General features: G+C 42.9%; 21 protein-coding genes and 1 pseudogene. 8 read left to right on the forward strand and 14 right to left on the reverse strand.

Features of this window, described 5'->3' with window-relative positions:
* The first annotated feature begins 357 nt into the window (after positions 1 to 357).
* Positions 358 to 1,830: a helix-turn-helix domain-containing protein gene (locus IAE45_RS09520; RefSeq protein ID WP_200126257.1), complete on the forward strand. Its 1,473-nt coding sequence runs from the start codon at positions 358 to 360 to the stop codon at positions 1,828 to 1,830.
* 220 nt (positions 1,831 to 2,050) lie between these two features.
* Here IAE45_RS09520 and IAE45_RS09525 read toward each other — a convergent pair whose 3' ends face one another.
* From IAE45_RS09525 to IAE45_RS09535, 3 genes are all read right to left on the reverse strand, one after another.
* On the reverse strand, positions 2,051 to 3,250 hold the full coding sequence (locus IAE45_RS09525) for a 3D domain-containing protein (protein ID WP_200126259.1): 1,200 nt from the start codon (positions 3,248 to 3,250) through the stop codon (positions 2,051 to 2,053).
* Between the two features lie 205 nt (positions 3,251 to 3,455).
* The gene (locus IAE45_RS09530) at positions 3,456 to 4,223 is read right to left on the reverse strand and encodes a putative ABC transporter permease (RefSeq protein WP_121261807.1); all 768 of its coding nucleotides are present in this window, start codon (positions 4,221 to 4,223) and stop codon (positions 3,456 to 3,458) included.
* 139 nt (positions 4,224 to 4,362) lie between these two features.
* Positions 4,363 to 4,740, reverse strand: a complete 378-nt coding sequence (locus tag IAE45_RS09535; RefSeq protein ID WP_016608130.1) for a DUF7006 family protein — start codon at positions 4,738 to 4,740, stop codon at positions 4,363 to 4,365.
* A 487-nt stretch (positions 4,741 to 5,227) separates the two neighbouring features.
* Between IAE45_RS09535 and IAE45_RS09540 the strand changes: the two genes are divergently transcribed.
* Entirely contained in the window at positions 5,228 to 5,851 is a 624-nt protein-coding gene (locus IAE45_RS09540; RefSeq protein ID WP_200126261.1) for a hypothetical protein, read from the forward strand.
* Between the two features lie 62 nt (positions 5,852 to 5,913).
* Here IAE45_RS09540 and IAE45_RS09545 read toward each other — a convergent pair whose 3' ends face one another.
* From IAE45_RS09545 to IAE45_RS09555, 3 genes are all read right to left on the reverse strand, one after another.
* The gene (locus tag IAE45_RS09545) at positions 5,914 to 7,824 is read right to left on the reverse strand and encodes a glucosaminidase domain-containing protein (RefSeq protein WP_200126263.1); all 1,911 of its coding nucleotides are present in this window, start codon (positions 7,822 to 7,824) and stop codon (positions 5,914 to 5,916) included.
* Positions 7,825 to 7,857: 33 nt separating this feature from the next.
* Positions 7,858 to 9,333, reverse strand: a complete 1,476-nt coding sequence (locus IAE45_RS09550; protein ID WP_200126265.1) for a C40 family peptidase — start codon at positions 9,331 to 9,333, stop codon at positions 7,858 to 7,860.
* 366 nt (positions 9,334 to 9,699) lie between these two features.
* Entirely contained in the window at positions 9,700 to 10,320 is a 621-nt protein-coding gene (locus tag IAE45_RS09555) for a TetR/AcrR family transcriptional regulator (protein ID WP_015509375.1), read from the reverse strand.
* Positions 10,321 to 10,429: 109 nt separating this feature from the next.
* Between IAE45_RS09555 and IAE45_RS09560 the strand changes: the two genes are divergently transcribed.
* Positions 10,430 to 11,032, forward strand: coding sequence for an ECF transporter S component (locus tag IAE45_RS09560; protein WP_200126267.1), 603 nt, complete (start codon positions 10,430 to 10,432; stop codon positions 11,030 to 11,032).
* Positions 11,033 to 11,164: 132 nt separating this feature from the next.
* On the opposite strand, the gene IAE45_RS09565 is transcribed toward IAE45_RS09560, so the two are convergent.
* The 8 genes from IAE45_RS09565 to IAE45_RS09600 form a co-directional block, all read right to left on the reverse strand.
* Complete coding sequence (locus tag IAE45_RS09565) at positions 11,165 to 11,524, reverse strand: DUF1304 domain-containing protein (RefSeq protein ID WP_016613516.1); 360 nt, start codon at positions 11,522 to 11,524, stop codon at positions 11,165 to 11,167.
* 2 nt (positions 11,525 to 11,526) lie between these two features.
* A complete protein-coding gene (locus tag IAE45_RS09570; protein ID WP_016608137.1) occupies positions 11,527 to 11,814 on the reverse strand; it encodes a putative quinol monooxygenase in 288 nt (95 codons plus the stop codon).
* A gap of 14 nt (positions 11,815 to 11,828) precedes the next feature.
* Positions 11,829 to 12,464 carry a nitroreductase family protein gene (locus IAE45_RS09575; RefSeq protein WP_008378805.1) on the reverse strand — a complete coding sequence of 212 codons (636 nt, stop codon included), beginning with the start codon at positions 12,462 to 12,464 and terminating at the stop codon, positions 11,829 to 11,831.
* Between the two features lie 14 nt (positions 12,465 to 12,478).
* On the reverse strand, positions 12,479 to 12,886 hold the full coding sequence (locus tag IAE45_RS09580; RefSeq protein WP_200126269.1) for a MarR family winged helix-turn-helix transcriptional regulator: 408 nt from the start codon (positions 12,884 to 12,886) through the stop codon (positions 12,479 to 12,481).
* A 210-nt stretch (positions 12,887 to 13,096) separates the two neighbouring features.
* Positions 13,097 to 15,763, reverse strand: a complete 2,667-nt coding sequence (locus tag IAE45_RS09585; protein ID WP_200126271.1) for a cation-translocating P-type ATPase — start codon at positions 15,761 to 15,763, stop codon at positions 13,097 to 13,099.
* A 765-nt stretch (positions 15,764 to 16,528) separates the two neighbouring features.
* Positions 16,529 to 17,443 carry a cation diffusion facilitator family transporter gene (locus IAE45_RS09590; RefSeq protein WP_128431860.1) on the reverse strand — a complete coding sequence of 305 codons (915 nt, stop codon included), beginning with the start codon at positions 17,441 to 17,443 and terminating at the stop codon, positions 16,529 to 16,531.
* A gap of 177 nt (positions 17,444 to 17,620) precedes the next feature.
* Entirely contained in the window at positions 17,621 to 18,760 is a 1,140-nt protein-coding gene (locus IAE45_RS09595) for an LCP family protein (protein WP_086292080.1), read from the reverse strand.
* A 193-nt stretch (positions 18,761 to 18,953) separates the two neighbouring features.
* On the reverse strand, positions 18,954 to 19,418 hold the full coding sequence (locus IAE45_RS09600; protein ID WP_200126273.1) for a VOC family protein: 465 nt from the start codon (positions 19,416 to 19,418) through the stop codon (positions 18,954 to 18,956).
* Positions 19,419 to 19,495: 77 nt separating this feature from the next.
* Between IAE45_RS09600 and IAE45_RS09605 the strand changes: the two genes are divergently transcribed.
* The 5 genes and pseudogenes from IAE45_RS09605 (at position 19,496) to IAE45_RS09625 (ending at position 25,047) form a co-directional block, all read left to right on the forward strand.
* A complete protein-coding gene (locus IAE45_RS09605) occupies positions 19,496 to 20,428 on the forward strand; it encodes a helix-turn-helix transcriptional regulator (RefSeq protein ID WP_200126275.1) in 933 nt (310 codons plus the stop codon).
* Between the two features lie 74 nt (positions 20,429 to 20,502).
* Positions 20,503 to 20,862 (forward strand): hypothetical protein, encoded by a 360-nt coding sequence (locus tag IAE45_RS09610; RefSeq protein ID WP_200126277.1) that lies wholly within the window; start codon positions 20,503 to 20,505, stop codon positions 20,860 to 20,862.
* Between the two features lie 149 nt (positions 20,863 to 21,011).
* Positions 21,012 to 21,550: pseudogene (locus IAE45_RS09615) on the forward strand (GNAT family N-acetyltransferase).
* A 15-nt stretch (positions 21,551 to 21,565) separates the two neighbouring features.
* Positions 21,566 to 23,296 (forward strand): ABC transporter ATP-binding protein, encoded by a 1,731-nt coding sequence (locus IAE45_RS09620; RefSeq protein ID WP_200126279.1) that lies wholly within the window; start codon positions 21,566 to 21,568, stop codon positions 23,294 to 23,296.
* The gene (locus IAE45_RS09625) at positions 23,293 to 25,047 is read left to right on the forward strand and encodes an ABC transporter ATP-binding protein (protein WP_200126281.1); all 1,755 of its coding nucleotides are present in this window, start codon (positions 23,293 to 23,295) and stop codon (positions 25,045 to 25,047) included. Before IAE45_RS09620 ends, IAE45_RS09625 begins: the two co-directional genes overlap by 4 nt.
* The last annotated feature ends 32 nt before the right edge of the window (positions 25,048 to 25,079 follow it).

The raw sequence follows: 25,079 nt of genomic DNA on the forward strand, positions 1-25,079 counted from the left end.
TATAAGTTATCTTCCGTAAAGTGACTTTCCTCTTCACTTCCGTCCCCTTTCATCTTCTATTGGTTCCCCCGAAACATAATTAATCATTCAACTTTTATTTCTACGCCAAAAAGTTATTTCCTTGACACCTCTTTTGCTATTTATTTTCAATTTATTTTATTTGAGATGCTGAAAAAACGTGTTTCTACCTATATATATGCCGAACGACAGTTGATTTATAGAAAATGCACAAAATCTTGCACAGGAACAGGTATAGATTTCACCAACCGATGAAATACGTGATTTGTTTTTTCTTCCCTATCTTCATTAAGATGAATAAGTAAGATTTGCGATTTTATTCATGAAAGGAGCCACGTCTTGAGAAATTTTCAAATTAATTTTATTACCAACACTGCAACGATTCGATGGCTGAAAATTTTGATGGCATTCGAGAAAAATTATCAATGTTCGACTCAAGGTTTGGCAAAGATTTCAGGAAGTACCACGCGAACAATCGTTACGGACGTGACGGATCTAAAAGAGTATTTTGGCGACTGTTTATCGATCGACTCTTCTCACAAGGGGTATATTTTTTCAATCAAACATTCCGCTGTGTATTTAACGAAAAAACGTGCGCTGATTGCCGATGAGATTTTGTTCCATATCATCGAAAGTATTTTCCACAATGATCTTTATAGCTCATCAGAATGGGCCGAGAAATACCATATATCAGAAAGCACTGTTCTTCGCTATTTGCGGAAAGTACAACCTATTTTTTCTTTCTATCGTTTGGAGATTCAAACCAATCCTATTTGCTTTCTCGGTGAGGAGATCAATATTCGCAAGTTTTTCCATGATTTCTATTATGAATCAGAAATTACTGCCCATACGATCTTTCCGCCGATCGCCATCCAAAATATCACTGCTAGTGCTTTTTCAAGATGTTATCAACTCGACCAACATGCTTGTTCATTTGGTGAATTCAATTATTACTTGTATATCACCTTTGAGCGCCATTGTGCAGGTCAACGTATCGAGTTGCCTAAGCAAATAAAAAAAATATTCGAGCAGTATAATGATTTTCGGCTATTTTCTGAAATCAACGAGGCAATGAGTGAACAATACCAAAAAGAACTTCCCTATGAGGAAGTCCTTTATTTGTTCTTACTAGTGAAAACCCGTCGCTCAATCAGCAATTTAGCGATCGAACAAACCTTTTGCAGAGAGTATAATCATTGGCCTGAAATCAAGCAGCTTGCGGCAGCCTTTGTCAAAGATTGTTTGCCGGATACACAAGATAGCGCTCGTGACCGGCTCTTAGTGGAGTCCTTTTTTACGGTAGCAAAAATCAAGCAATTATTATCCCCCTTATTAAATCATATGATTTCTGATACCGTTCAATTTGTCGAAGAGGCATATACGGATGATTACCATCTATTTAAAAACTATCTGTTGACGCAACCATTAGCCAGAGAAATTTGGGACAGTAACACACTGGAACACTTAGGAACGAGTCTTACGATGTATGTTACTTCTATTAAATCTTTGTACTGGCAAGCAAAGAAAAATATCGCTTTTTTATTCGAAGGCCCCTTTTATTTATGCCAATTATTAAAATGCAAATCTGTTCGTTATTTGCGCAGCTCTCGGACCTTTTATTTTCCGGACTCCAATGAATTGTCTGCAGGCTATTTGGAAAAAAATCGAATTGATTTGATCGTTACCAACTATACGGAATATATTACCGAATATGCCCAAGACATTGATTATTTGCTATTCAAAACCTTTCCCGATGAGCACGATTGGGAAGCATTAGAAGAGAAATTGAATGCCAATTTCAATCCTCGATAATCGTGCACCCTCTGTTCTTCTCCTTCTGACCAGGTTGTTCAAAAAATGCTCCTGAAAACGATCGTAAGAGCTTGTGAGCAGTTTAACAATAAATCCAGAGCGGTATCGTTCGTGTCAGCACTGACGCAGCGATACGCTCTCTTCTTATGCCTTCCTACATTAAAAGTAAAAAAAGAAGCAGCCACTTCATTCAGTGAGCTGCTTCTTGCTAGTTGATTGATTAATCGAGGATCGTTACTTTTACTTGACGACGGCCCCATTGGATACATTGTGCGACGTTATCAAAGTGAACATCAATGATGTTTCCTTTGATCGCGCCACCAGTATCAAGCGCTAATGCTACGCCATAGCCTTCAACATTGACTAAGGTGCCTAACGGAATCACGCTTGGATCAACGGCAACTGCCATTGGATTTTTACGTAAGTCTGTCCCACTTGCTGTAAAGAAACTAGAGCCAGCTTCTTTATACGAGTAAGCAGTTGATTCCATCATCAATGTTCGACCACTACTAGTATTGCTGTTGTTGCTATTGTTATTACTGTTGTTAGTTGTATTGCTTGAGCTGTTAGTTGAGCTATTGTTGTTGCTTGAAGAGCTGCTCGATGATGAGCTGCTGCTTTCAGTCGTATTGCTGCTCGATGAAGCAGACGCTTGGGATTCAGAAGCGCTTGAACGTTCGGCAGCCTGGGCTGCTTCTTTTTCAGCTTTTTCTTTCGCTGCTTGTTCCGCCGCTTCTTTGGCTGCTCGTTCTTCTGCTGCTTTTTCAGCAGCTAAGCGAGCTGTTTCAGCTTCTTTGCTGGAAGCAATTTGTGCCAAAGTTGCTTCGTTTTCTTTCAATTGGGCTTGTAGATTCGCAATTTTTGAATCCAGTGTTTTGGCTTCTGATTCTAATGCGGTTTGATTTTCTTTCAATGATTGCTGTGTTGACTGTGCTTTTTCTTCTAAAGCTTCCAGCTTTTCTTTTTCTGCTGTCAATGAATCGATCTTTTCTTTTTCCAAGTTTTGTAACATCGTCATTGCATAGGCACGATTGATAAAATCTTGGATGTTGGATGATTCCAACAGTACCGTCCAGTCTCTGGTTGCCCCGCCATTGACTTGGATGTCTTTCATACGTTCCGCAACGACTGCTTCACGCTTTTCAATTGTTTCTTGTGCAGTTTTGATTTCTGCTTTGGTTGTTGCTAATGATTCTTCATTTTCAGCGATTTGAGCTTTTAGCTCTTCTACCTCACTGTATTTCGCATTCACATCAGTCAATGCAATCTGTACTTCCGTACTGATTTCCTGACTTTGCTGCATGACGGCACTTTCTTGCTCTTGCAATGATTCAAGTGACTCAGCCTGCGCAAAGATTGGAGAAACGATTCCTGCCGCAAAGACAGCGACAACGATTGTTCGTAGTTTCTTTGCCTTCAAAAAATTCCCTCACTTCTCACTATGGTTTCCAACATATCCTATTATACAAATTCTTAAGAAGAATTTTATTGCAGGACCTTTACAATTTATTACAAATTATCGTAAAAGTGGGTGTTTTCATCGTCTTTTCCGACTGAAATTAGTCAGAAGTGGGAAGAATCAGCATTGATAAGGGTTTATTATTTGTAATCTAACCGTAACAAACCTATTTTTTCTTACGAATGGCTTCAATAAATCGAGACAATTCCTGACTGCTTTTTATCTGATTGATTTCTAACTTTTGAAAGTTTTTTAAGAGTCTTCTTTGATGGAAATTCAATCTCGGTAGATTTTGTTTTAAAACGCGCCATTCTTCTGGAAACGCTGCGAAGCGCCCTTGCCAATCGTTTTTATATTGCTCAATATTTTCAGCCAATTCTTTTTTGTGCTGTTCAAAGGCTTGATTGACCTGTTGCACCGCTTTCTGAAAGGCAACCAAGTTAGCAAGGGTATAGCCCATATCAAAAGAGAGAACCATTAATAAGAAAACGGGCAATAAGAATCCGACCCGAGCACTCAAGGTTTGCACGACCTCCAGCATTTGTGGATGAACAAATCGAACAATCAGCACACAACACACGCCCCAAAAAAGAGAAATCGGCAATGCCACCCGTCCATTGATATTCAGTGGTACTTCTTTGTAATCCCACCATGAGGCATGAAAAAACCGCTCAAGTAAATAGCTTGTCACATATTCAAGCACGGTGACCAACAACGCTGCCGCAAAGAACAGTGGAATCACTTGCTCATGCAATGGCCGTAACAAATAGACAACGCCAAGAATACCAAAGCCGTAGATGGGTGTGATCGGACCAATAAGGAACCCCCGATACACAAAGTGCTTGGCTTTTAGTGAGCAATAAATGGTTTCCCAAAGCCATCCGATAAATGAGTACAAGAAAAACAATAAAATGATCCGTTCAAATTGAACCATACTTCTCCGCTCCTTTTCAAACTATCACAATGATTTGTGCAATCGTACTTGTCATCACAATCATACCACAAATCAATCGGTCTTATTTTGAATCAGTGCAGGAGCTTATTCCTCGTTTGAACGTTCTTTTTTTCGTTGCTTATTGATCACCAAAAATAATTGATGGATGCACTTGTTCTTTCAAACTATAGCCACACAGTTCTTTGTTAAAGGTAAAATGATCTTGTTCCACATTGGCAATGATCTCATCTTCGGAAAATCCATGAAAATCGTAGTCATTGATGTAACTTCGAAGTAATACTAATTTTGCATCGATCAAGAGAACTCTTTGGATATCCATCCAAAAAGCCATGTCTTTGTTTTTCAATATTTTTTTCAATTCTGCTTCCTGTGCTAACCAGTACGCATAGACTGATGGCATTTCATCTTTAATGGTTTCAGCAGATAATCCTTCTCTCATTTTTACTAGATACTCATTTACTGATTGATAAAACAATTTCCTTCCCCCTAGTTCCATTATTTTTAAACGTTGATCCTATGTTTCTTCTATTTCTTCGCCACTTTAAGCTATCTTTCTCTATCCAACTGTCACTGATGTCGCCTTTTTTGTATCGAAAGAAGCCATAGTATTTCGCAACAAAATTCTGACAATTATTCAAAACAAATAGGTACATAAAAAACACACTATTATTTTATAGATATAACCGACACAATTTTTAACTTCACTATTCTTTTAATGCTTCCTTTCTTTTCTAAAGCATAGCAAAAGTCGCCCCGTATTTATAATCAACTTTTGCATCAATCTAAGAAAAAAGTGAAAATAAGCGGTAACAGTCCGTTATTTCCGCTTTATTTTTTTAAATTTACTATTTAGCAACCCTTTATTTTTTTCGATTCATGCAATAACTGAGAATATTTTATTGCGTTATTTCCTTTCCTATTATACGATTAACTAAATAATGTTGGTTATTTGAAAATAAAAAACAAAGGGGAACGTGAGAATAATGAAAAAAAGTGTTGTTTTTAGTTTATTGGGGTTCACACTTCTTTTTGCTGGCTGCACGCCAAAAGAGGAGAAACCAGCTTCAGAAAGTACGGAAAACGCAAGCGCTACAAGCTTATCTATGACATCGTCAACCGAAGTCGCCCAAGAATCGACGGTCTCTTCTAGCGAAGCGGCTTTACCAAGTTCGGAACAGACCATCACAGGCGTGAGTGGAACAAACTATACCATCGATTTGCCTGGCAATTGGCAAGAGGTACCTGATTTCACTTCATTGAACCCTGACAATGATTTCATGTTGTCCGATGCGTTAGAAACGAAATATTTAGCTGCAGTCGTTGAATCGAAACAGGATTTTGCCGATTTAGAAACTTACCTCGGATTGGTTCAAGAAAATTTGGCAACAAGCTTCGATACGACTGCCACCTTTTTACCAATTCCTGACACAAAGTCCTATTTCGTTGATTTCCCAGCGACAGTTGAAGGGCTAAATATCCACTATATTTATTATGTACTTGAAACCGAAAATAATTACGTTCAGTTGTATGGGTGGACGTTAGAAAGCTTATACGACTCTTCAAAAGAGGAATTAACAGCGATCATGAACAGCTTTAAAGAAGAATAAACAAAACATCTGTACCCAGTTTGGCTAATCGCCACAAACATGGGTACAGATGTTTTTTCTTTTTATCTACGGACTACAAGACGTTGCCCTACCAGAATCAATGAGCCAGAAAGGTTATTCCATTGCATCAACTGATTCACAGTCACACCGTAGCGTCGCGAAATCCCCCATAAAGTGTCTCCCGAACGTACAGTATAGGTGGTGCTGTTTGATGAGGAAGCGTTCGTTTCTTGAACGTACGCTGCACTTACCCAGCCACGCCCTTCAATTCGATACCAGACATTGTTGCCATTGACACTGGTTCCGGTCTTTTGCGCAACTGCGCGAAAAGAGGAATTGTTCACCAATAAACCGACAATTCTTGCACTGGTAGACGCATCGGAGCGAATGTTCAGAGCTGCCGTTGTACGGAACTCTTTGTTGATACTTTGTTCAGAGCTATTACTTCCAGCGTTGACTTCTATTACGTACGCAGCACTCACCCAGCCGCGTCCTTGGATTCGATACCACACATTGTTGCCATTGACACTCGTTCCCGTCTTTTGAGCGACTGCTCGAAATGTTGCATTGCTTGCCAAGGAGCCGACGACAGAAGCGCTAGTCGATGCGTCGGAACGGATGTTCAAGGCAGCGGTGGTGCGAAACTCTTTGTTGATGCTTTGTTCGGCACTATTGTTGCCGTTGCCGTTGCTGTTATCATTGTTATTATCATTGTTATTATCATTGTTACCATTATTGTTGTTATCATCCCCACCCGTATTCGATGAGATCTCCGTCACGTGAGCGGCACTTACCCAGCCACGTCCTTGAATTCGGTACCACGTCGTATTGCCGTTCACACTGGTGCCGCTTTTTTGCGCTACTGCTTCAAATGTTGCATTGGCAGCCAATGAACCCACGATCGAGGCGCTGGTGGAAGCATCCGAACGGATATTGAGTGCTGCATTTGTTCTGAATTGCTTATTGATCGCCTGTTCAGAATTGTTATTGTTGTTACTGTTGTTATTGTTATTATCATTTGAACCGCCACCACTTGATGTATCGTACTGGGTCAAATTGTGCGTTTCAATCAAGTTGTTTAGCTTACTTGCATAAGCCGTGTCGGTGGCATAACGTCCTTGCAGCCATTGTGTCGCGTCACGATAAGAATTCGTATTAGACTTCCATGCCCCATGGTAGAAGAAAACACCTGGCGAAAATGAGGTGGTTCTCAAAACGTGCGCATTGTCTTGAAAAGATTCTTTTAATGAGGGGTATTTACGAAACTTCGCAATAATCGGATAGAGATTGCCATTCCCGTCATCTTCCATGGTTTGCATCTCTACAAACTGTCCATTGTAAGATCCCTTGATACCAAACATATTATTGGCAAGAGTGGTCAGTGTGGATTGCCCCCAACCTGATTCTAAGATTGCTTGCGCAATCATGACCGAAGCGTAGAGGTCATTTGCCCCCGCCACTTCTTGTGCCATTGGTCCTACTTGCTGAATAAATGCTTGCTGATTATTGGATCGTGCCATTGGATTGTTGTAGTTGGGCATGACCTTCGTTTCAATGGCGATCCGCTCTTCTTCTGACAGAACAGGAATGTCACGATCGCTTTCTGCTTCATTCTGTTCGGAAGCATCATCTGCTGGTTCATTTTCGGGTACGTCTTGACTTTCTACTACATCCGAACTTTCAGTTTCTGATGGATCGGTACTATCTTGCGTTGCTGGTGATCCCTCGTTCACTTCTTGATCTTCTACAATGCTCACTGAATCATGCGTCGATGTGTCTTGGGTTGACTCTGCTGTTTCAACTACTTGAACACCATTTTGGGTTTCTGCTGACTCAAGTGTATCTGCTAAAACATTCATCGGCAAAATATTCACCGTACTAACAAGTGCAGCGGTTGCCGCCGCACTTTTACGGTAAAGAAGCCCTCTTTTTTGTTTCTTCGCACGATAACGAAGCTGTTTTCTTTCTTCCATTTGTCTCTCCTTAAAACTACAGCTAGCTACTTCTTACATTCTTACTGCAAAGCTAGGTGTAAAATGAGCGGTACTGCCAACAGAAACATTTTGTCCTGGGCGTGGTGCATGAATGTATTGTCCGCCACCTAAAGCAATGGCTACATGATAGGTGCTGCCTGATGAACCCCAGAATAATAGATCTCCTGGTTGTGCTTGGCTAACGGAAATCACTGTACCCGCTGTTTCTTGTGGTACCGTCCATCCACCAATATCTCTCCCTGTTACTTGTAAAAAGACATAGCGAGTAAACCCAGAACAGTCAAAGCTGTCCGGTCCTTTGGCACCCCAAACATAGGGTTTTCCGATATGCTTATAAGCTTCTGCCACGATTGCAGCACCATTTGTTGATGCTGGTGCAGAAGGTGCTGGCGGCGTCACGATCGGTGCAGGTGACGGAGCAGGCGTTGGTGCCGGTGTTGGTGTAACTGGCGTTGGTGCAGGAACTGCAGGTGCACTGTCCGCTGGCGTCTCTGGTGCTGCTGTCACTGGTGTTTCTGGCTCTTGAATTTCTGGTGTATCTACTGGTGCTTCTTCTGGAGCCTCTGGTGTTTCAACTGGTTCAGATTCTTGCGTTTCCTCTGGCTGCGTTTCTGCTGGCGCTTCTGGCTCTTCCACTGGCGCTGGGCTCTCTGCTTCTGCGTCAGATTCGGTGCCCTCTGCTTGAGCAGCCGCTTCATTCAAGGCTGCTTCTTCCGCTGCAGCTTGTTCTGCCTGCTGTTGCGCCGCTTGTTCCGCTTGGGCTTGTAAAGCAGCAACACGGGCAGCTTCTTCACGGATTCTTGCTTGCTCCGCTTCATAGGCTTCTTTTTCCGCCCGCAGCTGTTCTTTTTCTTCTTCTTTCGTTGCTTCTTCGTAGGCTAACTGACTAACCAAGACATTTAATTCTGCTTGGCTTGCTTCTAAGACACCTTTTTGTGCTTCCAGATGGCTCTGTGCTGCTTGCAATTCTGCCACTTTTTCTTGTGATTCCGCACGCTTTTGTTCCACTGCTTGTTGGTCGGCTTTTTGTTGTTCGATCACTTCATTATTCGCTCGAATGATCGTCGTCATGGCATGGACCCGACCCACTAGATCACTGACAGAATCAGCTTCTAGTACGGCTGTTAGAAAATTGTCGCCTTTTCCATTGACTTGTGTTTCTCTGGCTTGCTTTTCGATGTTTTCTGAGCGTTTGGCAATCCGCTCTTCTAACTGACTGATTTCCTGATCCAATCCTTCGATCGCTTGCAACAAATCACTTTGCTGCGCTAAAATGATTGCTGCTTCTTGATTTAATGAATCAATTTCTGCAGACAATCCATCAATTTCCCCTTGTACGCTTTGACGTTGCTGTCTCAACTGATCAATCTCGTTATTTTTTTGTTCGATCAATTGATCGTGATTCGTAGCAAAAACGGTCACAGGTCCGCCGAATGATGACAATACAATGCCACACATACACACTGTTGCAAAGATTTTCTTCTTCATCTGATCCTCCAAATTCAATTTTAAAACTTTTTTTTCATTTATTTGACCATTTTCATTTTACCATAGTTCAGCAGCAAACCCAATCCGTAAGCGATTTACATTTTAGTTACACAAATAAACTCTGTTTTTTTATTGCATGTTCCCCACTCCTCTGCGATCGACACCCCTAGTGAATCCCTATTTATCAACTGTTCAAGAAAACTTCATAGAAAAAGTCCTTTTTCTTAAGAAAAAATAAATAATGTTGTAGATTTCACTTTGATTACATTAATTTTCTGCAAAATATGCTTGATTCACAAAATATTTACAGACGAAAAAAGCTCCTTCCTAGTGTTTTCTAGAAAAGAGCGAGTTTTTTTGTCTTAGTTATTCGCGATAAGGGAGTAGTTGTCTCATTACAGCGATTTGGTCATCAATAGTCTGTTCTGTGATGTGACCGGTCAGAGCCAAAATCCCCAATCCTTCAATCACGAACATATAGTTTTCTGCAATCACTGCCAAGTTTTCATCTTTTAACACGCCTTGCTGAACGCCGACTTGAAAGATCTCATGGATCGTCCGTTTCGTCTCAGAAAGTTGTGCTTGCTGCAGGGAACTGGAGGCTTCGGTTTTATGCGTATAGTAATACTCGTAGACGGCTCGCAGCATACCGTCAGAAATGCTGTGGAGTAGACGCTTGCGATGGTCGGAAAAATATTTGTTTAAAATCGTTTCAAAGGGCACTTGCTCCATGATCATCTCTCGTACATCATCAAATTTTCGTTTGGAGCGCTGCTCTAACACTGCCAAAAAAATCTCATCCACCGAACGAAAATATAAATAAATGCCACCACGACTAATGCCGCACTCTTCGATAATGTCCTTCATTGTCGCATCGATCAAGCCTTTCTTACTAAAGACGACTTTGGCACTTTCAAGAATCAAATCACGCTTTTGTTGTTTTTTCTTTTCCGCTGTAGTCAATTCGCTCTGTTGCTTCTTTGCCATTTTTTTGGCTCCTTTCATCACATTATTAATGACACTCGTGTCATTTTGTTGTATAATCAACCTAACTTAAAAATGACACGAGTGTCATTATAAAAAAGGAGTTTTTACAATGAATACAAAAAGCAAAACCTATCGCCTTGTCATTCGTGCCATTTTGACTGCTATTATTATTTTACAGACGATGGTGCCTTTCCTTGGATTTATTCCGATCGGTATCACTAGTTTAACGATCATCCATATCACGGTGATCGTCGCTGCCATCGTTTTAGGGATAAAAGACGGGATGTTCATCGGCTTAGTCTGGGGGATTTTTACCATGATCCGTGCGTTTACCTCTCCGACAACACCCTTAGACATTGCCGTTTTCACCAACCCAATCATCTCGGTGGTTCCCCGTGTGTTGGTTGGCTTAGTGGCTGGTCTGTTGTTTACGATCATTTACAAAAAGACCAAAAAGGTCGTCGCTGCTTCGATTGTTGCCGCAATCTTTGGGACCATCACCAATACAGTTTTGGTCTTAACGTTAATGGGAACCTTGTATACTGGCTTAGTTGCCACTACCTATGGTGTCGATGCTTCGGCTTTATTCGTGACCCTCGGTGGAATTGCTGTAACGAATGGAATCTCTGAGGTGATCACAGCTGCGATCTTAACACCCATTCTAGTAAAAGCCTTATTTGCAGCAACCAGCTTACGTCCAGAAAATCGTTAGTCCCTTCTCTTATCCTATCATTTTTTTCACGTTCTGAGTACTCTTTGCCCAAACATTAAAAGCCCCCGATCGAAGAAAGCTTCTATTGTATAGAAATGCTTTCTTCGATCGGGGGACTTCTTCTTTTATTGGTTAAAAAAAGGTGGATAGCAAGGCAAGGATCGCTAGACCGCCTTGGGTCAAAATAATTTTCTTGTCGCTAGTCACACTGCCATATGCAGCCACTAAGATAATGTAGATCAACAGCAAGCGACTGATTTCCAATGGCGCTGAAGCAAAGGTAATACTATACAGTAACCCCAAACCAATCAGCCCATTGTAAACGCCTTGGTTTTTGAACAAGGTCACAACGATCGGTCGTTCAAGTTCTGCTTTCGTCACGTTGAAGACCCGCGCTGTTGCTTTGGATGTAGTGGCAAATGTTTCTAAATAGAGAATATAGAAAAATTCTAAGGCAACCAGTACAATCAAAATCGTCGATAAAATCGTCATCTTTATTCTCCTTGATGAGCGACAACGATCTCGCTCGGTTTGGCTGCAAAGTCAGGCATTTGTTGGAATAATTGTTGCAGCAGCGGGTTTTGATTGTGGGCGGTAATTGCTTCTTGATTCGCCCATTTTTCGACCATGACAAACCGATTGTTCTCTTCCAATGATTCATAGAGATGATAGCCGTGGCAGCCTTCCTCAGCTCTCGCCGATGCTAATAATGGCGTAACAGCTGCTAAAAAATCTGCCCGCTTTTCTTCTTTGATGTAAAACGTTGCATTGATGATTTCCATCGTTTTCCCTCCTCTTATAGAAATGTCGTAATTTGTTCTGCGTCTAACCGAACGGATTCATAGCCTAATTCTTTGGCTTTTCCGACTGAAAGGATCATGACAGGAACATAACGCTCTTTGTCTAAGCCAAAAGCTTCGGCTAATTGATCTGCTTCAAAGCCGCCGATTGGGTTGGTTTCATAGCCATGCGCCCGCGCAACTAACATAAATTGCATGGCAGCTAAACTAGCGTCGATCTTCACCACATCATTCATTTGTTCTTTTGTAAGATTTTCGTAATGAGGAATGATCGCTGCTAATTGTTGGTCACGTACTTCTGCTGGCATTTTGCCTTCTGCTACTGCTTTGTTATAAATTTCTTCCCCAAGTTCATGACAAAGCATATCGCCAAAAATCAAGACCATTGCAGAAGAGGTATCATTTTGACGGACGTTGAAACGAATCAACGGTTTCAATTTTGCTTTTTGCTCATCGCTTTCCACAACGACAAAGCGCCAAGGCTGCATATTGACTGAGGAAGGTGCTGTCGTTGACTCTTGGATCATGGTCAACATTTCTTCATGGGGGATTTTGTATGTTTCATCATAGACACGAACCGATTTTCGGCCAAAGGTGATCTCTGAAAAATTGTTATTGCTGTATTCTGTCATGGGTTTGCCTTCTTTCATGGAACTAATTTCATAAGTAATGTTAGAAGCTGTGCTTCTTCTTTTTCGGTCAAATTGATGCCTAACGACTCCTCAGAGCTGGCATGCTTTGAAGCACAACTAGCCAAATCGGTTTGTGCTTTGGGTGTCAAAGAAACAAAAATCTCGCGGTTATTGTCTTTGTTTCGTTCCCGTGTCACAAATTGTTTTTCTTCGAGAATCTTCAAATGCCGAGTGACCGCTGCACTATCGATCTTCAATTCATTCTGTACTTGATTTTGGGTACAGCGTCCTTGCTCATTCAAAAACTGCAGCAACTGATAACGGGTCAGACTAAAGCCAGTCTCTTTTTCAAAGATCGCCGTTAATTCTTGATTTACGATTTTCATCCGATACAGCAATCCGCTTAGCTCACGTAAATTCATTGCATAAACCGCTCCTTTCATCGTTGACTTATCAACTGTTGACTAGTCAAGTATAAATCATTTTCTTTTGCTTGTAAAGAGTAAGCAAAAAAGACCCGCAGCTAGGCGAACCTCATCAAGAATCGAATCAGAAAGTCTTTGATAAAGGTACACCATCAGGCTGCGAGTCTTCGTGACTCCAGTATCGAAAAAAATACGGTAGAATTTATTTTATTTTAATTGGAAGAGTTTCTTCAAGCCCATCACGATCAATGTAGAGATCGCTGCAGCAGCGAAGATAATGCCCCACGTGCCAGCTTGAATCGGCATCGTATCCAATAGCTCATTCATAAACGGTACATAGACCGCTGAAAGCTGTAAGCCGACGGAAAGGAGCAATGCCCCCATCAATGGTTTGTTTTTCAAGAGGGTTTTGTCTAAACCAAAGCCGCTGCTCTTACGAACGTTGAAAATATGCATTAATTGCGCCACTGCCATAAAGGTAAAGGTTGCTGTTTGTGCATAAAGCAACTCGTGATCCGTCAGCATCAGGAAGTTGAAGAAGCCAAACGCCACCAAACCAATCACGACCCCACTTAAAATAATGCGCCCTAAGAAACGCTTGTTAACGAGGCCATCCGCTTTTGTGCGGGGCTGGCGCTTCATAATGTCGTCTTCAGCTGGTTCAAAGGCTAATGCCATGGCTGGAGCAATATCGATGACTAGATTCAAGAAAAGGATATGCAGCGGTTGGATCGGCATGGGCATCAAGAAAATGACACTTAGAAAGATCGTCACGATCTCAACCATATTACAAGAGAACAGGAAGGAAACATATTTTTTGATGTTGTCAAAAATGATGCGTCCTTCTTTGATAGCATCGACGATCGTTCCAAAACGGTCATCCGTCAAAATCATATCGGAAGATTCTTTGGCTACTTCTGTCCCCCGAATCCCCATGGCGATCCCGATATCGGCGCCGTTGAGTGCTGGCGCATCGTTGACCCCATCGCCAGTCATTGAAACGATATCGCCTTCTTCACGCAACGCTTCCACAAGCTGTAATTTATTTTTTGGTGAAACTCGAGCAAAGACAGCGACTTCTTCGATTTTTTCGTTAAAGCCTTCTTGCCCTGCCAATTCATCGATCTCACGACCCGTCATGGTTTTTTCATGGTCTTTTAAGCCAATTTCTTTGGCGATCATGGACGCCGTCTTCGGATGGTCCCCCGTGATCATTTTCACTCGGATCCCCGCTTCTTGTGCGACCTTTACTGCTTCTTTGACATCTGTTCGCGGCGGGTCGACGATGCCCGCAAAGCCTTGGATCTTGATTTCCTGCAGTGCTGCTTTCAGCTCTGCTTCGTCCGTTCCACCTTGATAATCCTTGATGCAACCGACAGCGATCACCCGCTGCCCATGACTGGCTAACGTGTCATTGTATTCATGAAGCTGTTCTTTTTCTTGGGCATCAGCATCGGCTAAATCAATCAAGACATCTGGTGCCCCTTTGATGATCAATGTCCTGTGCTTTCCTTCATACACGGTCACCATGTATTTGTTGTCGGAATCAAAAGGCATTTCTGCGATTTTCTTCAGCCCGCTGTCCTGCTCTTTTTGGCGATCGATGCCGATTTTTTGACCTAAAACGACGAACGCCCCATCTGTTGGATCACCGAGGATCTCGTATTGCCCTTCGTTTTCACGTAAAGTGGCGGTGGTACATAAAGCACCATTTTCGATCATCCCTTGCAGCGCATCATGATTGGCTGCATCGATCTCGGTTTCATCCTTCGAGTCTGCCTTGTAAAATTTCCCGTTGGGTTCATACCCATTTCCTGTTACTTTGAACATTTCTCCTGAACCTAAAATGATCTCAGCAACCGTCATTTGGTTTTCTGTCAGCGTCCCCGTTTTGTCACTGGCAATGATACTGGTGGCGCCCAGGGTCTCAACAGCTGATAACGATTTGACCAGTGCTTTGTGCTCGGCCATCGTCCGCATGCCTCGGGACAATGTGATCGTCGAAACGGCTGGCATTGCCTCAGGTATCGCTGCGACCGCCAAAATAATCGAGATATGGATCATTTCGACAAATGGTTGATTCGTCAAGACCCCAGCGATCAAAACTGCCACCGCAGCAAAAAGCGCGGCAATAATGATTGCTTTTCCTAGCTTGTCCAATTCGATATCTAACGGCGTTTGACGCTTTTTGTCACCCGTCAGCATGTCACTGATTTTTCCGACCTCAGTCTTCATACCGGTTTCTGTCACTACAGCATAGGCATTTCCCCGAGTTGCCGCAGTTCCTGCGAAAACGACATTGCGGCGATCACCTAGTGGAACATCTTCTTCATAGGTTTCTCGTGCATCTTTTTCAACAGCTTCTGATTCACCGGTCAGCGCTGATTCGATGCAGGCAAAGTTGCTCGTTTCAAGTAAGCGGGCATCAGCCGCAATGGCATCCCCTTCTTCCAGAACGAGAATATCGCCTGGAACGATTTTTGCCGACTCGATCTCCATTACTTCTCCATCACGAATCACTTTTGCGGTAGTGTAAATCATGCTTTGAAGAGAATCAATTGATTTTTGTGCTCGTAACTCTGTGATAAAACCTGTCATTACAGCAATCACCACGGCAATCAATACTGCAATTCCTTCAATCGTTTCCCCCATCGCAAAAGAGAGTAACGCAGCTGCTAGCAATAAATAAACAATCAAGTTGTTCAAGTTATGCCACAGCAATTCCCATACAGAAAGGGATTCTTGTTGCTGGATCGTGTTTTCTCCGTATTTTTCTAAGCGTTTGTCGGCTTCTTTCCCGCTTAGGCCTTGCTTGCGGTCACTTTCAAAATGTTTCAAGGTCTCTTCAGTCTTTTGCTGGTAAAATTTTTCCATCAAATTCCTCCTTTAAATTATAAACTTCTTGCCGAGGGTTTCCACGTTTCTGAAGGGATAAATCGGTACAGATACCTTGCACAGTCATTTTTTGATTTGAATCGGTTCAGGCAATTGCTGAGTGAAGGGAATATAACCAATAAGAAAAGCAAGCGCAGGTTGACTGGCTGAGGGAATAGGTATGTGTGTTGAGCATCGATCATTTTGCGAGCAATGAAGCAGCTGCTTTTAATCGTCGCAAGTGATCTTTCTATGTACGTACTTTGTGAAAAAACCATCCGGCCTACTTCTAACCTATCATGGATGAAGATGTTCGCAAAGGATTTTGCTTCACAAGTGGTGTAAAAAAACAGTCGTAACAAAATTAGCACCACCGCTTTTGGTGACGATTGGGCAGCATGTCAGTAATGCCAAACAGGTACTCGTTTCGGTGTTTTCTTAATAAACTAAGCTTTTGCTATGTTGTGATTTACAATGTTACAACTCTAGCAAAAAAATAACTTTAAAAAGAGAACGCTTGCTGTCCTTACTTTATTTTAACAAAAACAACAAACTTTTGAACAAAAAAAATTGTTTATTGCTAAAAAAACAATTGAATTGCGACCTCTCGCTGACATTCTCCTTGCTGATCATCTGAAAAGGTTGAAGCAAAACAAGTCATGATCCATTGTGTTCATATAAAACAAGCACGCCAATACCCCAAAAAAGCATTCCTCGTTTGAATGATAAATCACCAACCGAAGAATACTTCGTATCTATTCTAATTTAAGAGGGAACTTCCTCACTCTCGATGTAGCAATAGACTCGCAGATCAGGCAAAGCCTGTTTGATCCGCTGTTCGATCGTATCGATAAATACGCTTGGTTCTTCGGGTCCTAGCTTCAAGGTAAGGTCGGCGACGATCAAAAGTTCTTCTGGGCTTAGATGGAGGGTTCGCAAATCTTTGATTTGAATGATGGCAGGGTCGGCTAAAATTTGTTTGATCGTCATTAAATCAGAAGCAGAGGCGCCTTCTCCAATCAAGAGGCTATAAAATTCTTTGGCTAAAAAGACAGCAGCAGCAATCAACAACAATCCACCTAAAATGCCGCCGAGGGAATCAAATATCGGATTATCCGTCAATGCGGTCAATAAGATTCCTACGATGGCGATCGTCACGCTACCTAGGGCAAATAAATTTTCCGTGAAACCTAAAAGCAGATCGGAATCGCGGCTTTCTTTTAGGAAACGGACGAGGGGCTGGTTTTGCTTGTTTTGTTCTTTGACTTCTTGCCACCCCTCTTGAACGGCGGTCACTTCAATAAACAAACTGACAAATAAGATCGCTGCCACCAGCTGGAGCTGTTCCACTTCGTGGGTGGGGTCTAGCAGATCACGGCTGGCTTCAACAACCGCTAAAATCCCACCACCTAAAAAAACTGTCATGGCAACTACAGTACTAAAAAAATAGGTCGCTCGTCCTTCACCAAACTGATGCAGTTCGCTGCGTCCTCGCTGTGCTCGGTTTTCACCGATGGCTAGAAGTCCTTGATTGATGCAATCGATCAGACTATGGATACTTTCATTCATCAAGACTGCACTGCCGCTAAAGAAGTAGCCGATGGCTTTCATGATCAACCCTAAGACATGGGTCAGCAAAACGATTCTACGGGCTTTTTGCTCTTGCTGTTTTTCCATCATACTTCCTCCTTCGGTGTCGGACTCGCTGTAACAATCTGTCTCTTTTCTTAAGCATAGCACTGCACTTCCTAGATGAAAACGAAAGTGGCTTGCGGGTCTGACCTTGTCTTCACTGGGGTTTAAAAAGGACTGAGGGCACAAAAAAAGTCAGGATCGCTCCTGACTTTTTTCTCTTGATTAGTAGCCGGTTCCGTCATCAACGACTTCCGAGCCGTATCCGTCGCCAGTTCCTGCACCGGTTTCGGTTCCTGTATCGGTACCTACGCCGGTTTGGGCTTCTGTATTCGCATCTGCTTGTGTATCTGCGGGTGCTTGACCTAATGCTTTCAACATATCGTTACGAATTTCATTGTAAGAATAATCTTGAATATATACGATCGATTGTCCATCATAAGATTCCCCATCGTACCATTCAAAGGTATGTTTTTGAATATCGAATCCAGACAACATATTGCCTGCTAAAGATACTAAGTCTTCAAACTTGAAGTTTGTATTCACGTCTTCGCTGACTGAGTCTAAAATTTCTTGGTACTTGGTGACATTATTGATTTTCAAAGCTTGATGGATCGCTGCTTCAATAACTTCTTGCTGACGATTTCCTCGATCCACATCGGTATCCATTTTACGGATGCGGGCAAAAATCAAGGCTTGTTCACCGTTCAACAATTGACGACCTTCTGGAATCAATGTTTCTCCCGTGTTGTCTGAAGTATATTTCTTGTTGATGTCGTAAGGCACATCAACAGTGATCCCTCCGATGGCATCGATGATTTTCTCAAAACTGGTAAAATTGATGTTTACGTAATAGTCAATTGGCAATTGCAGGTAGTTTTGGACTGTTTCAATCGTTGCGTCTTCCTCACCAATCGTGAATGCACTATTGATCTTGGCGGTAGCAGCAATCGTCCCGGTTCCTGTTCCATCATAAATGTTGGTCCAAATGTCTCGAGGGAGACTGACCATATCGATTTTCTTGTTTTCGCCATCGTACACCATGTAAATCAAACTGTCGGTACGGGCACTGTCCAAATGTTCTGTCTTTTCACGTTCCGCATCATTATCAACACCCATTAACAAGATCCCAAACTTTGAATTCACGTCAGAAGCTTTTAATGAGTTGTCCTGTTTACTTTTATTAGAGCTGATCACAGCGGATTCTTTAAACATTTTATCCACTGAATTTTTTGCTGCATAATACGTATAGCCGGCAAATAAAACGATACCTGCAATGGCGAAAAGAAAGATTCCTCCAATTATCACGCGTTTGTTGCGCGCTTTGTGGGCTCTTTGCTGTTTATATCTCGTCTTTCTATCCATAGTGCCTCCTTCATTTCTCCTGAATTGCTCTCCCCGATTGTACCAGAATTTTTACGATCCGCCTATTTTTTTAAGAAGTTTTATTCTTTTTCTGTGAAGTCCTTTAAACATTCCTTAAAAATAATTCTGGGATTAAAAGAAACTTGGATAATTAGTCAACTTCTATGGATATTTTATTAAAAAACGAGTTTTTTCATTCACCCTTTTTGGAGGGATCAACTTCTTTTTCGACAGTCAGCTGAATAATTACACCAAAGGGATCGCGAACACTTGCATAAAAAAACGCAAAAGCATTCTCACTTGGTGCTTGGATCGTCTGACTGCCTTTTTGCCTCAATCGTTGATAAAGCTTCTGAGCTATTTGGCTCTCCGCTAGCGTCAAACTCAGTGACAAGTGATTGCCTCGCTGAATCGTCTCTCCTTCAACTAATGGATTGTCTGCCAGCTGCAACTGAAAATCTCCGATCTGTAGGATGGAGTGAGAAAGATACTGTTCTTGTCCCGCAAGAATCTCCAGCGTTGGATCAAGTCTCTCACGATACTCCTGGTTGGTGATGGTAAATAAGAGGGTTGCGTCTAATGTTTCTTGATAAAATTGAATGGCTTCTTGGGCTTTGCCGTCTAACGTTAAAAACAAAGCGATTTTTGGTTCGATCATTTGTTGGTTCCTCCTTTTCTTGTTACCATAAGTGTAACTGTGAATATTGCCAAAACTTGGCACCATTGGAGAAAGAAATGAAAAAATCAGAACGCTTAACTCAGGAACTATTGTATTTACAAGGAAAAACCACTTTTCATCTAGCCGATTTGATGGAAACCTTCGCAATCTCAAAACGTACAGCCGTCCGTGATGTCCAATCATTGGAAGAGCTGGGCTTGCCTCTCGTGGTAGAAGCCGGTCGTTATGGCGGCTATCAGATTTTGAAAAATCAACTGACCCCGTTGTACTTTGACAAAAATGAACGGTATACTCTTTTTTTTGCTTTGCAGCTCTTACAAAAATTAACCGATTCTCCTTTTGATCGGAGCTATCAAGGGCTACGGCGAAAACTGTTGCAGTCTTTTTATCAAGGAGACACCGAGTGGTTAGAAAAAATGGAGACGGCGGTTTCGTTTCAAGGGGTGCCTCAATTGACGAGTACACCGATCCTCTCAGCGCTTTTTTCAGCGATCGTACAAGAACAGGTCATCCAATTTAGCTATCAGCGTTATCAAAAAACGAACAAGACCGTACAACCCTATCAGCTGGATTTTCGTGCTGGTTACTGGTATTGTTTGGCCTATGACTGTCAAAAGCAGGCTTTTCGCCGCTATCGCTGTGATGCAATGCAGGGACTTGCTCCGACTGAAAAAACAGGCTATACCTTGCAGCAGTTAGCTGAAAAACAGCTGCAGCAACAAGTGTTGACACAAACACTGGGCTATCACATCCGCTTTGATCTATCGGCAAAGGAACGCTTGTGGCAAGAAAAATATCCTGACATGGCAGTGGTGGAACGTCCTAGCGAGCTTTGCTTAGAGGGGCACATTGCCGACAATGAGCTGGGTTTTCTGGCTGATTTTCTCTTACAATTTGGTCCAACTATTAAAGAAATCCACCCGTTAGTCCTCAAACAAGCGTATACTGAAAACGTTCGGCAAATGCTGCAGCCATTTGCAACGGACTGACCGCTTTCCTGCATTGATTACTGATTGCTTGCTTGCGGCGAAACTGATTCTAACTGATAAGGAGTTTTCTACCTATGTTTCTTTTAAATAAAAAAACCTTCCAATCATTGGCAGCCCCCTATAGGACAGAAGGGGCTACCATCGGCTATGCAAAATGGCAGTCCTTCAACGCCATCACCAGCCGTAGCCTGCTCGTTCTAGATAATCAGCATTTGACGATTTTGGCGTTGAATCTTTTCTCGACAAAAGTCGTGCAACACAAAAGCATACCGCTTGCTGAGCTGAAAAAACAGCACAAAGATCCTGTTGTAGGGATGCTCGTCCCGATTCGCTTTACTTATAAAGGGGAAACCTACCGTTTTCAAATGCAGCGAGTGATCTTGCCCTTGGGAGATTGGCAAAAAACCTTTCTTGCTCGCTGGCAGTCGTGGTAAATGAGCAGCAACTGGCAAGGTTCGTTTTCCTAGAAAAAGACTTTTCAAGTGATTTACATTTTTTTGCAAGAAAATGAATAGATTTTTCAGGGGATGTTTTCGGCTATTTCGTTCTATGGTAAGATGTCCCTAAAGAATTGGAGGCTGTTATGGGTTTTATTGCAAGTGAACGTTTACTGCTCCGTCCGTTTGAAGAAAGTGATTTTGCCGATACCTTTGCTATTTATCAGCAAGCGGAAGTCTGCCGTTTCTTACTTCATGAGCCTTGGCAGAAAGAAACGGCAGCTGCGGCTTTTGCCAAAAAGTGTCAACAGCACCCTTGGCGGACCAAGCAGGTCTTTCTTTGGCAGTACTACACGACCAAACGGTCATCGGCGATTTGTCGGTGTGGTCTACTGGTCAACCGTCTTCCGTTGAAATCGGCTATGCCTTCCATCCGTCATTTGGCGGACAAGGGTTTGCTCAAGAAGCATTGAATGAATTGTTGGGCTGGTTGTTTGCCAGTCAGAAGATCCATCGGGTCCAAGCGACGCTAGACGCCCGCAATCAGGCCTCAGCTAAGCTTTGCCAACGCATTGGATTACGCCAAGAAGCACATTTTATCCAAGACTGGTGGAACAAGGGGGAATGGACCGATAGTTTGGTTTTTGCCTGTTTGGCCAGTGAACATCCTGCTCATCCGAAATAATTTAGGAGGTTTTTTATGATTAGCTTGTTACGCTATGCCAAGGATTATCGCAAGCAGATTATTCTTGGTCCGTTTTTCAAATTTTTAGAAGCGGTGTTTGAATTGGTCCTGCCTTTGCAGATGGCCGCTTTAGTCGATGAGGGGCTACGGCAAAACAATTGGTCGAAGGTCGTTGAAATGACGATCTGGATGATCGTGATGTCCGTGGTAGGCATGGTCTGTGCCGTCATCTGCCAGTATTATGCTTCCGTCGCTTCTCAAGGCTTCGGTACGGAACTACGCAATCGCTTGATGAAAAAAATCAACACCCTTTCCCATAGCGAACTAAACTTATTCGGGACGGATACCTTGATCACCCGAATGACCAACGACATCAATCAGATGCAGATTGCTTTGGCGATGCTGATTCGGCTGGTGGTCCGTGCGCCCTTTTTAAGTATCGGTTCGGTGATTATGGCCTTTGTCATTGATTGGCAAGCTGGCTTGATTTTCCTACTCGTCTTACCGCTCTTTTGTATCGTCTTATTCTGGATCATCGCCAAAACCGTGCCATTATATAAGAAAGTTCAAATTCATCTCGACGAATTGAACGAACTAGTGAGTCAAAATTTAAGCGGGATTCGGGTGATTCGTGCTTTTGCCCGCACAAAAACGGAAACGAAACGTTTTGATAAAGCAACTGATGATTTAAGTGACGTCTATTTACGGGTCACAAATCTCTCTGCTTTATTGACGCCTGCCACCACCTTGATCATGAATGTCGGCATTATCGCGTTGTTTTATATCGGTGGATTCAAGGTCAATATTGGCAATTTGCAGCAAGGACAAGTATTGGCACTGGTCAATTACATGAATCAAATGCTCTTAGCGTTGATCGTGGTTTCCAACTTAGTGATCATCTTTACCCGTGCGGCAGCATCTGGTTCACGGATCAACGAAGTGTTAGCCACTGAGCCGTCGATCGGCGATGAGCTTTCAGAAGTCTTCATGGATCAGCCGAAAAACAACGTCGGAGCGATTCGCTTTGAGCACGTTGATTTCCGCTTTTCAAAAGAATACGGATTAGCCTTGAAAAACATTGATTTCCAAGTCGCGCCGGGGTCTATTTTAGGTATCACTGGACCAACCGGGAGTGGGAAATCTGCCTTGACCCAATTGATCCCCCGCTTCTACGATGTGGCAGATGGCAAAGTGATCGTTGACGGACACGATGTGCGGAAATGGCCTTTACAGCAATTACGCCAAAAAATCGCCATGGTGCCTCAAACCGCCGTGCTGTTTACGGGAACGATTCGAGAAAACTTGCAATGGGGCAAAAAAGATGCCACCGATGAAGAGTGCTGGCGTGCACTAGAAATCGCTCAAAGCCGCGACTTCGTTGAAGCCTTGCCGCAGCAATTGGATACCCCGATTTTTGAAGGCGGCAAGAACTTTTCTGGAGGACAAAAGCAACGGTTAACGATTGCCAGAGCATTGATCGCTAAACCAGATATCTTGATTTTGGATGATTCTCTAAGTGCCCTTGACTATCAAACCGATCTTGATTTGCGGATGGCTTTAAAAGAAAGCATTCGTGGTACGGTCATCATCATCTCCCAACGGGTTCGCTCCATCCAAGATGCGCAGCAGATCTTAGTCTTAGACCAAGGGAATTTGGTAGGCAAAGGGACCCATGAAGAACTGCTGGCAACGTCAAAAGAATACCAAGAAATCGTGGCATCACAGGCAGAGGAGGAAGAAGCATGAAAAAGAAATCATTCGATTGGTCGGCCTTTCGTCGCTACCTCCCTTATTTGACTGCCTACGCGAAGGAAACTTGGGCAGCAGTTGTCCTCGGGATCGCTGCTGGTGTTTCCTCGGTTTATATGACGTATCAGATCGGTCAAGCCGTCGATCAGCTGATAGGTGCCGATCAAGTGCAGTTCAGCGCCCTCTATCGCATTTTGCTCTTGTTTGCCGGAGTGGTTTTAGTGACTGTGGTCAGTCAATGGTTGATCCAGCGACTAGGCAACCGCGTGGCGTATTTATCCGTCGCCGACTTACGTAAAAAAGGCTTTGCCCATCTCAATACATTGCCGTTGCGCTATTATGACCAAAACTCCCACGGCAACATCGTCAGTCGCTTTACCAACGACATGGACAATATTTCCATTGCCGTCGCTGCAGTCTTTAACCAGTTGTTCTCTGGTATTTCGGTCGTCTTGATCGCCTTAGTCGTCATGCTGCAAATGAGTGTGCCCTTAACGTTGGTCGTATTGGTTTCGACCCCGATCATCTTTTTGGTCAACTGGATCGTGGCACGAACGTCTCAATCGCATTTTGCTCGCCAACAAGAAATCGTCGGCGAAATATCTGGCTTTGTTACGGAAATGATCGGCAATCAAAAAATCGTCAAAGCCTTTGATCGAGAAACCATCAACCAAAACCGTTTTGAAACGATCAACCAAGAATTGAATGTCCGGGGGCAAAAAGCACAGTTTTCTTCTTCTTTGACCAATCCCCTTTCACGATTCGTCGATCACTTGGCGTATCTGTCAGTCGGCTTTGTCGGCGGTCTGCTTTACTTTTCTGGTTCAGGGGCTGTCACGGTTGGGGTGATCTCCAGCTTTACGATCTACTCCAGTCAGTTTTCGAAACCATTCATTGAATTGTCGGGAATTACCACCCAGATCCAAACGGCATTAGTTGGACTTTCCAGAACCTTTGAGCTATTGGATCAAGAGCCAGAAACAGCCGATGACCAAGAATCTCAATCACTGGGTGAGATCAAAGGCGAGATTGCCTTTGAGGAGGTTTCTTTTGCTTATGATCCTGGTCAAAAATTGATTGAAGATTTCACTTTTACCGCAAAACCTGGAGAAACCGTCGCGATCGTCGGAAAAACTGGTGCTGGTAAATCGACGCTGGTCAATTTACTGATGCGTTTCTATGATGTCGATAAAGGGGCAATCAAGATCGATGGCACCGATATTCGTCAGTTGAAACGAGAAGAATTACGGCAAAGCTTCGGAATGGTCTTGCAGGATACGTGGCTCTTTGATGCCTCTTTACGAGAAAACCTGCAATACGGCAATGACACTGCCACAGATGAAGAAATCTACGAGGCCTTAAAGCATGCCTATATGTATGAGTATGTGATGCGCCTACCAGAAACACTAGATACACCGATCGGTCATCAAGGGATCAAGATCTCTGACGGGCAACGGCAACTATTAACGATCGCCCGTACGATGATCAGCAACCCACCCATGCTGATTTTGGATGAGGCAACCAGTTCGGTTGATACTCTGACTGAGAAAAAAATCCAAGATGCTTTCTTGAAAATGATGGAAGGCAAAACCAGCTTTGTGATCGCCCATCGCTTATCAACGATTCGAGCAGCAGACAAGATCCTGGTGATGGATGCCGGTCAAATCGTGGAGCAAGGAACCCATGAAGAATTACTGGCAGAACAAGGCTATTACTATCGCCTGTACCATGCTCAATTCCAACATTGAGCAGCCATACCACAAACCCCCGTCAGCTCAAA

Source organism: Enterococcus sp. S53 (assembly GCF_016516865.1).
Taxonomy (GTDB): domain Bacteria; phylum Bacillota; class Bacilli; order Lactobacillales; family Enterococcaceae; genus Enterococcus_D; species Enterococcus_D innesii.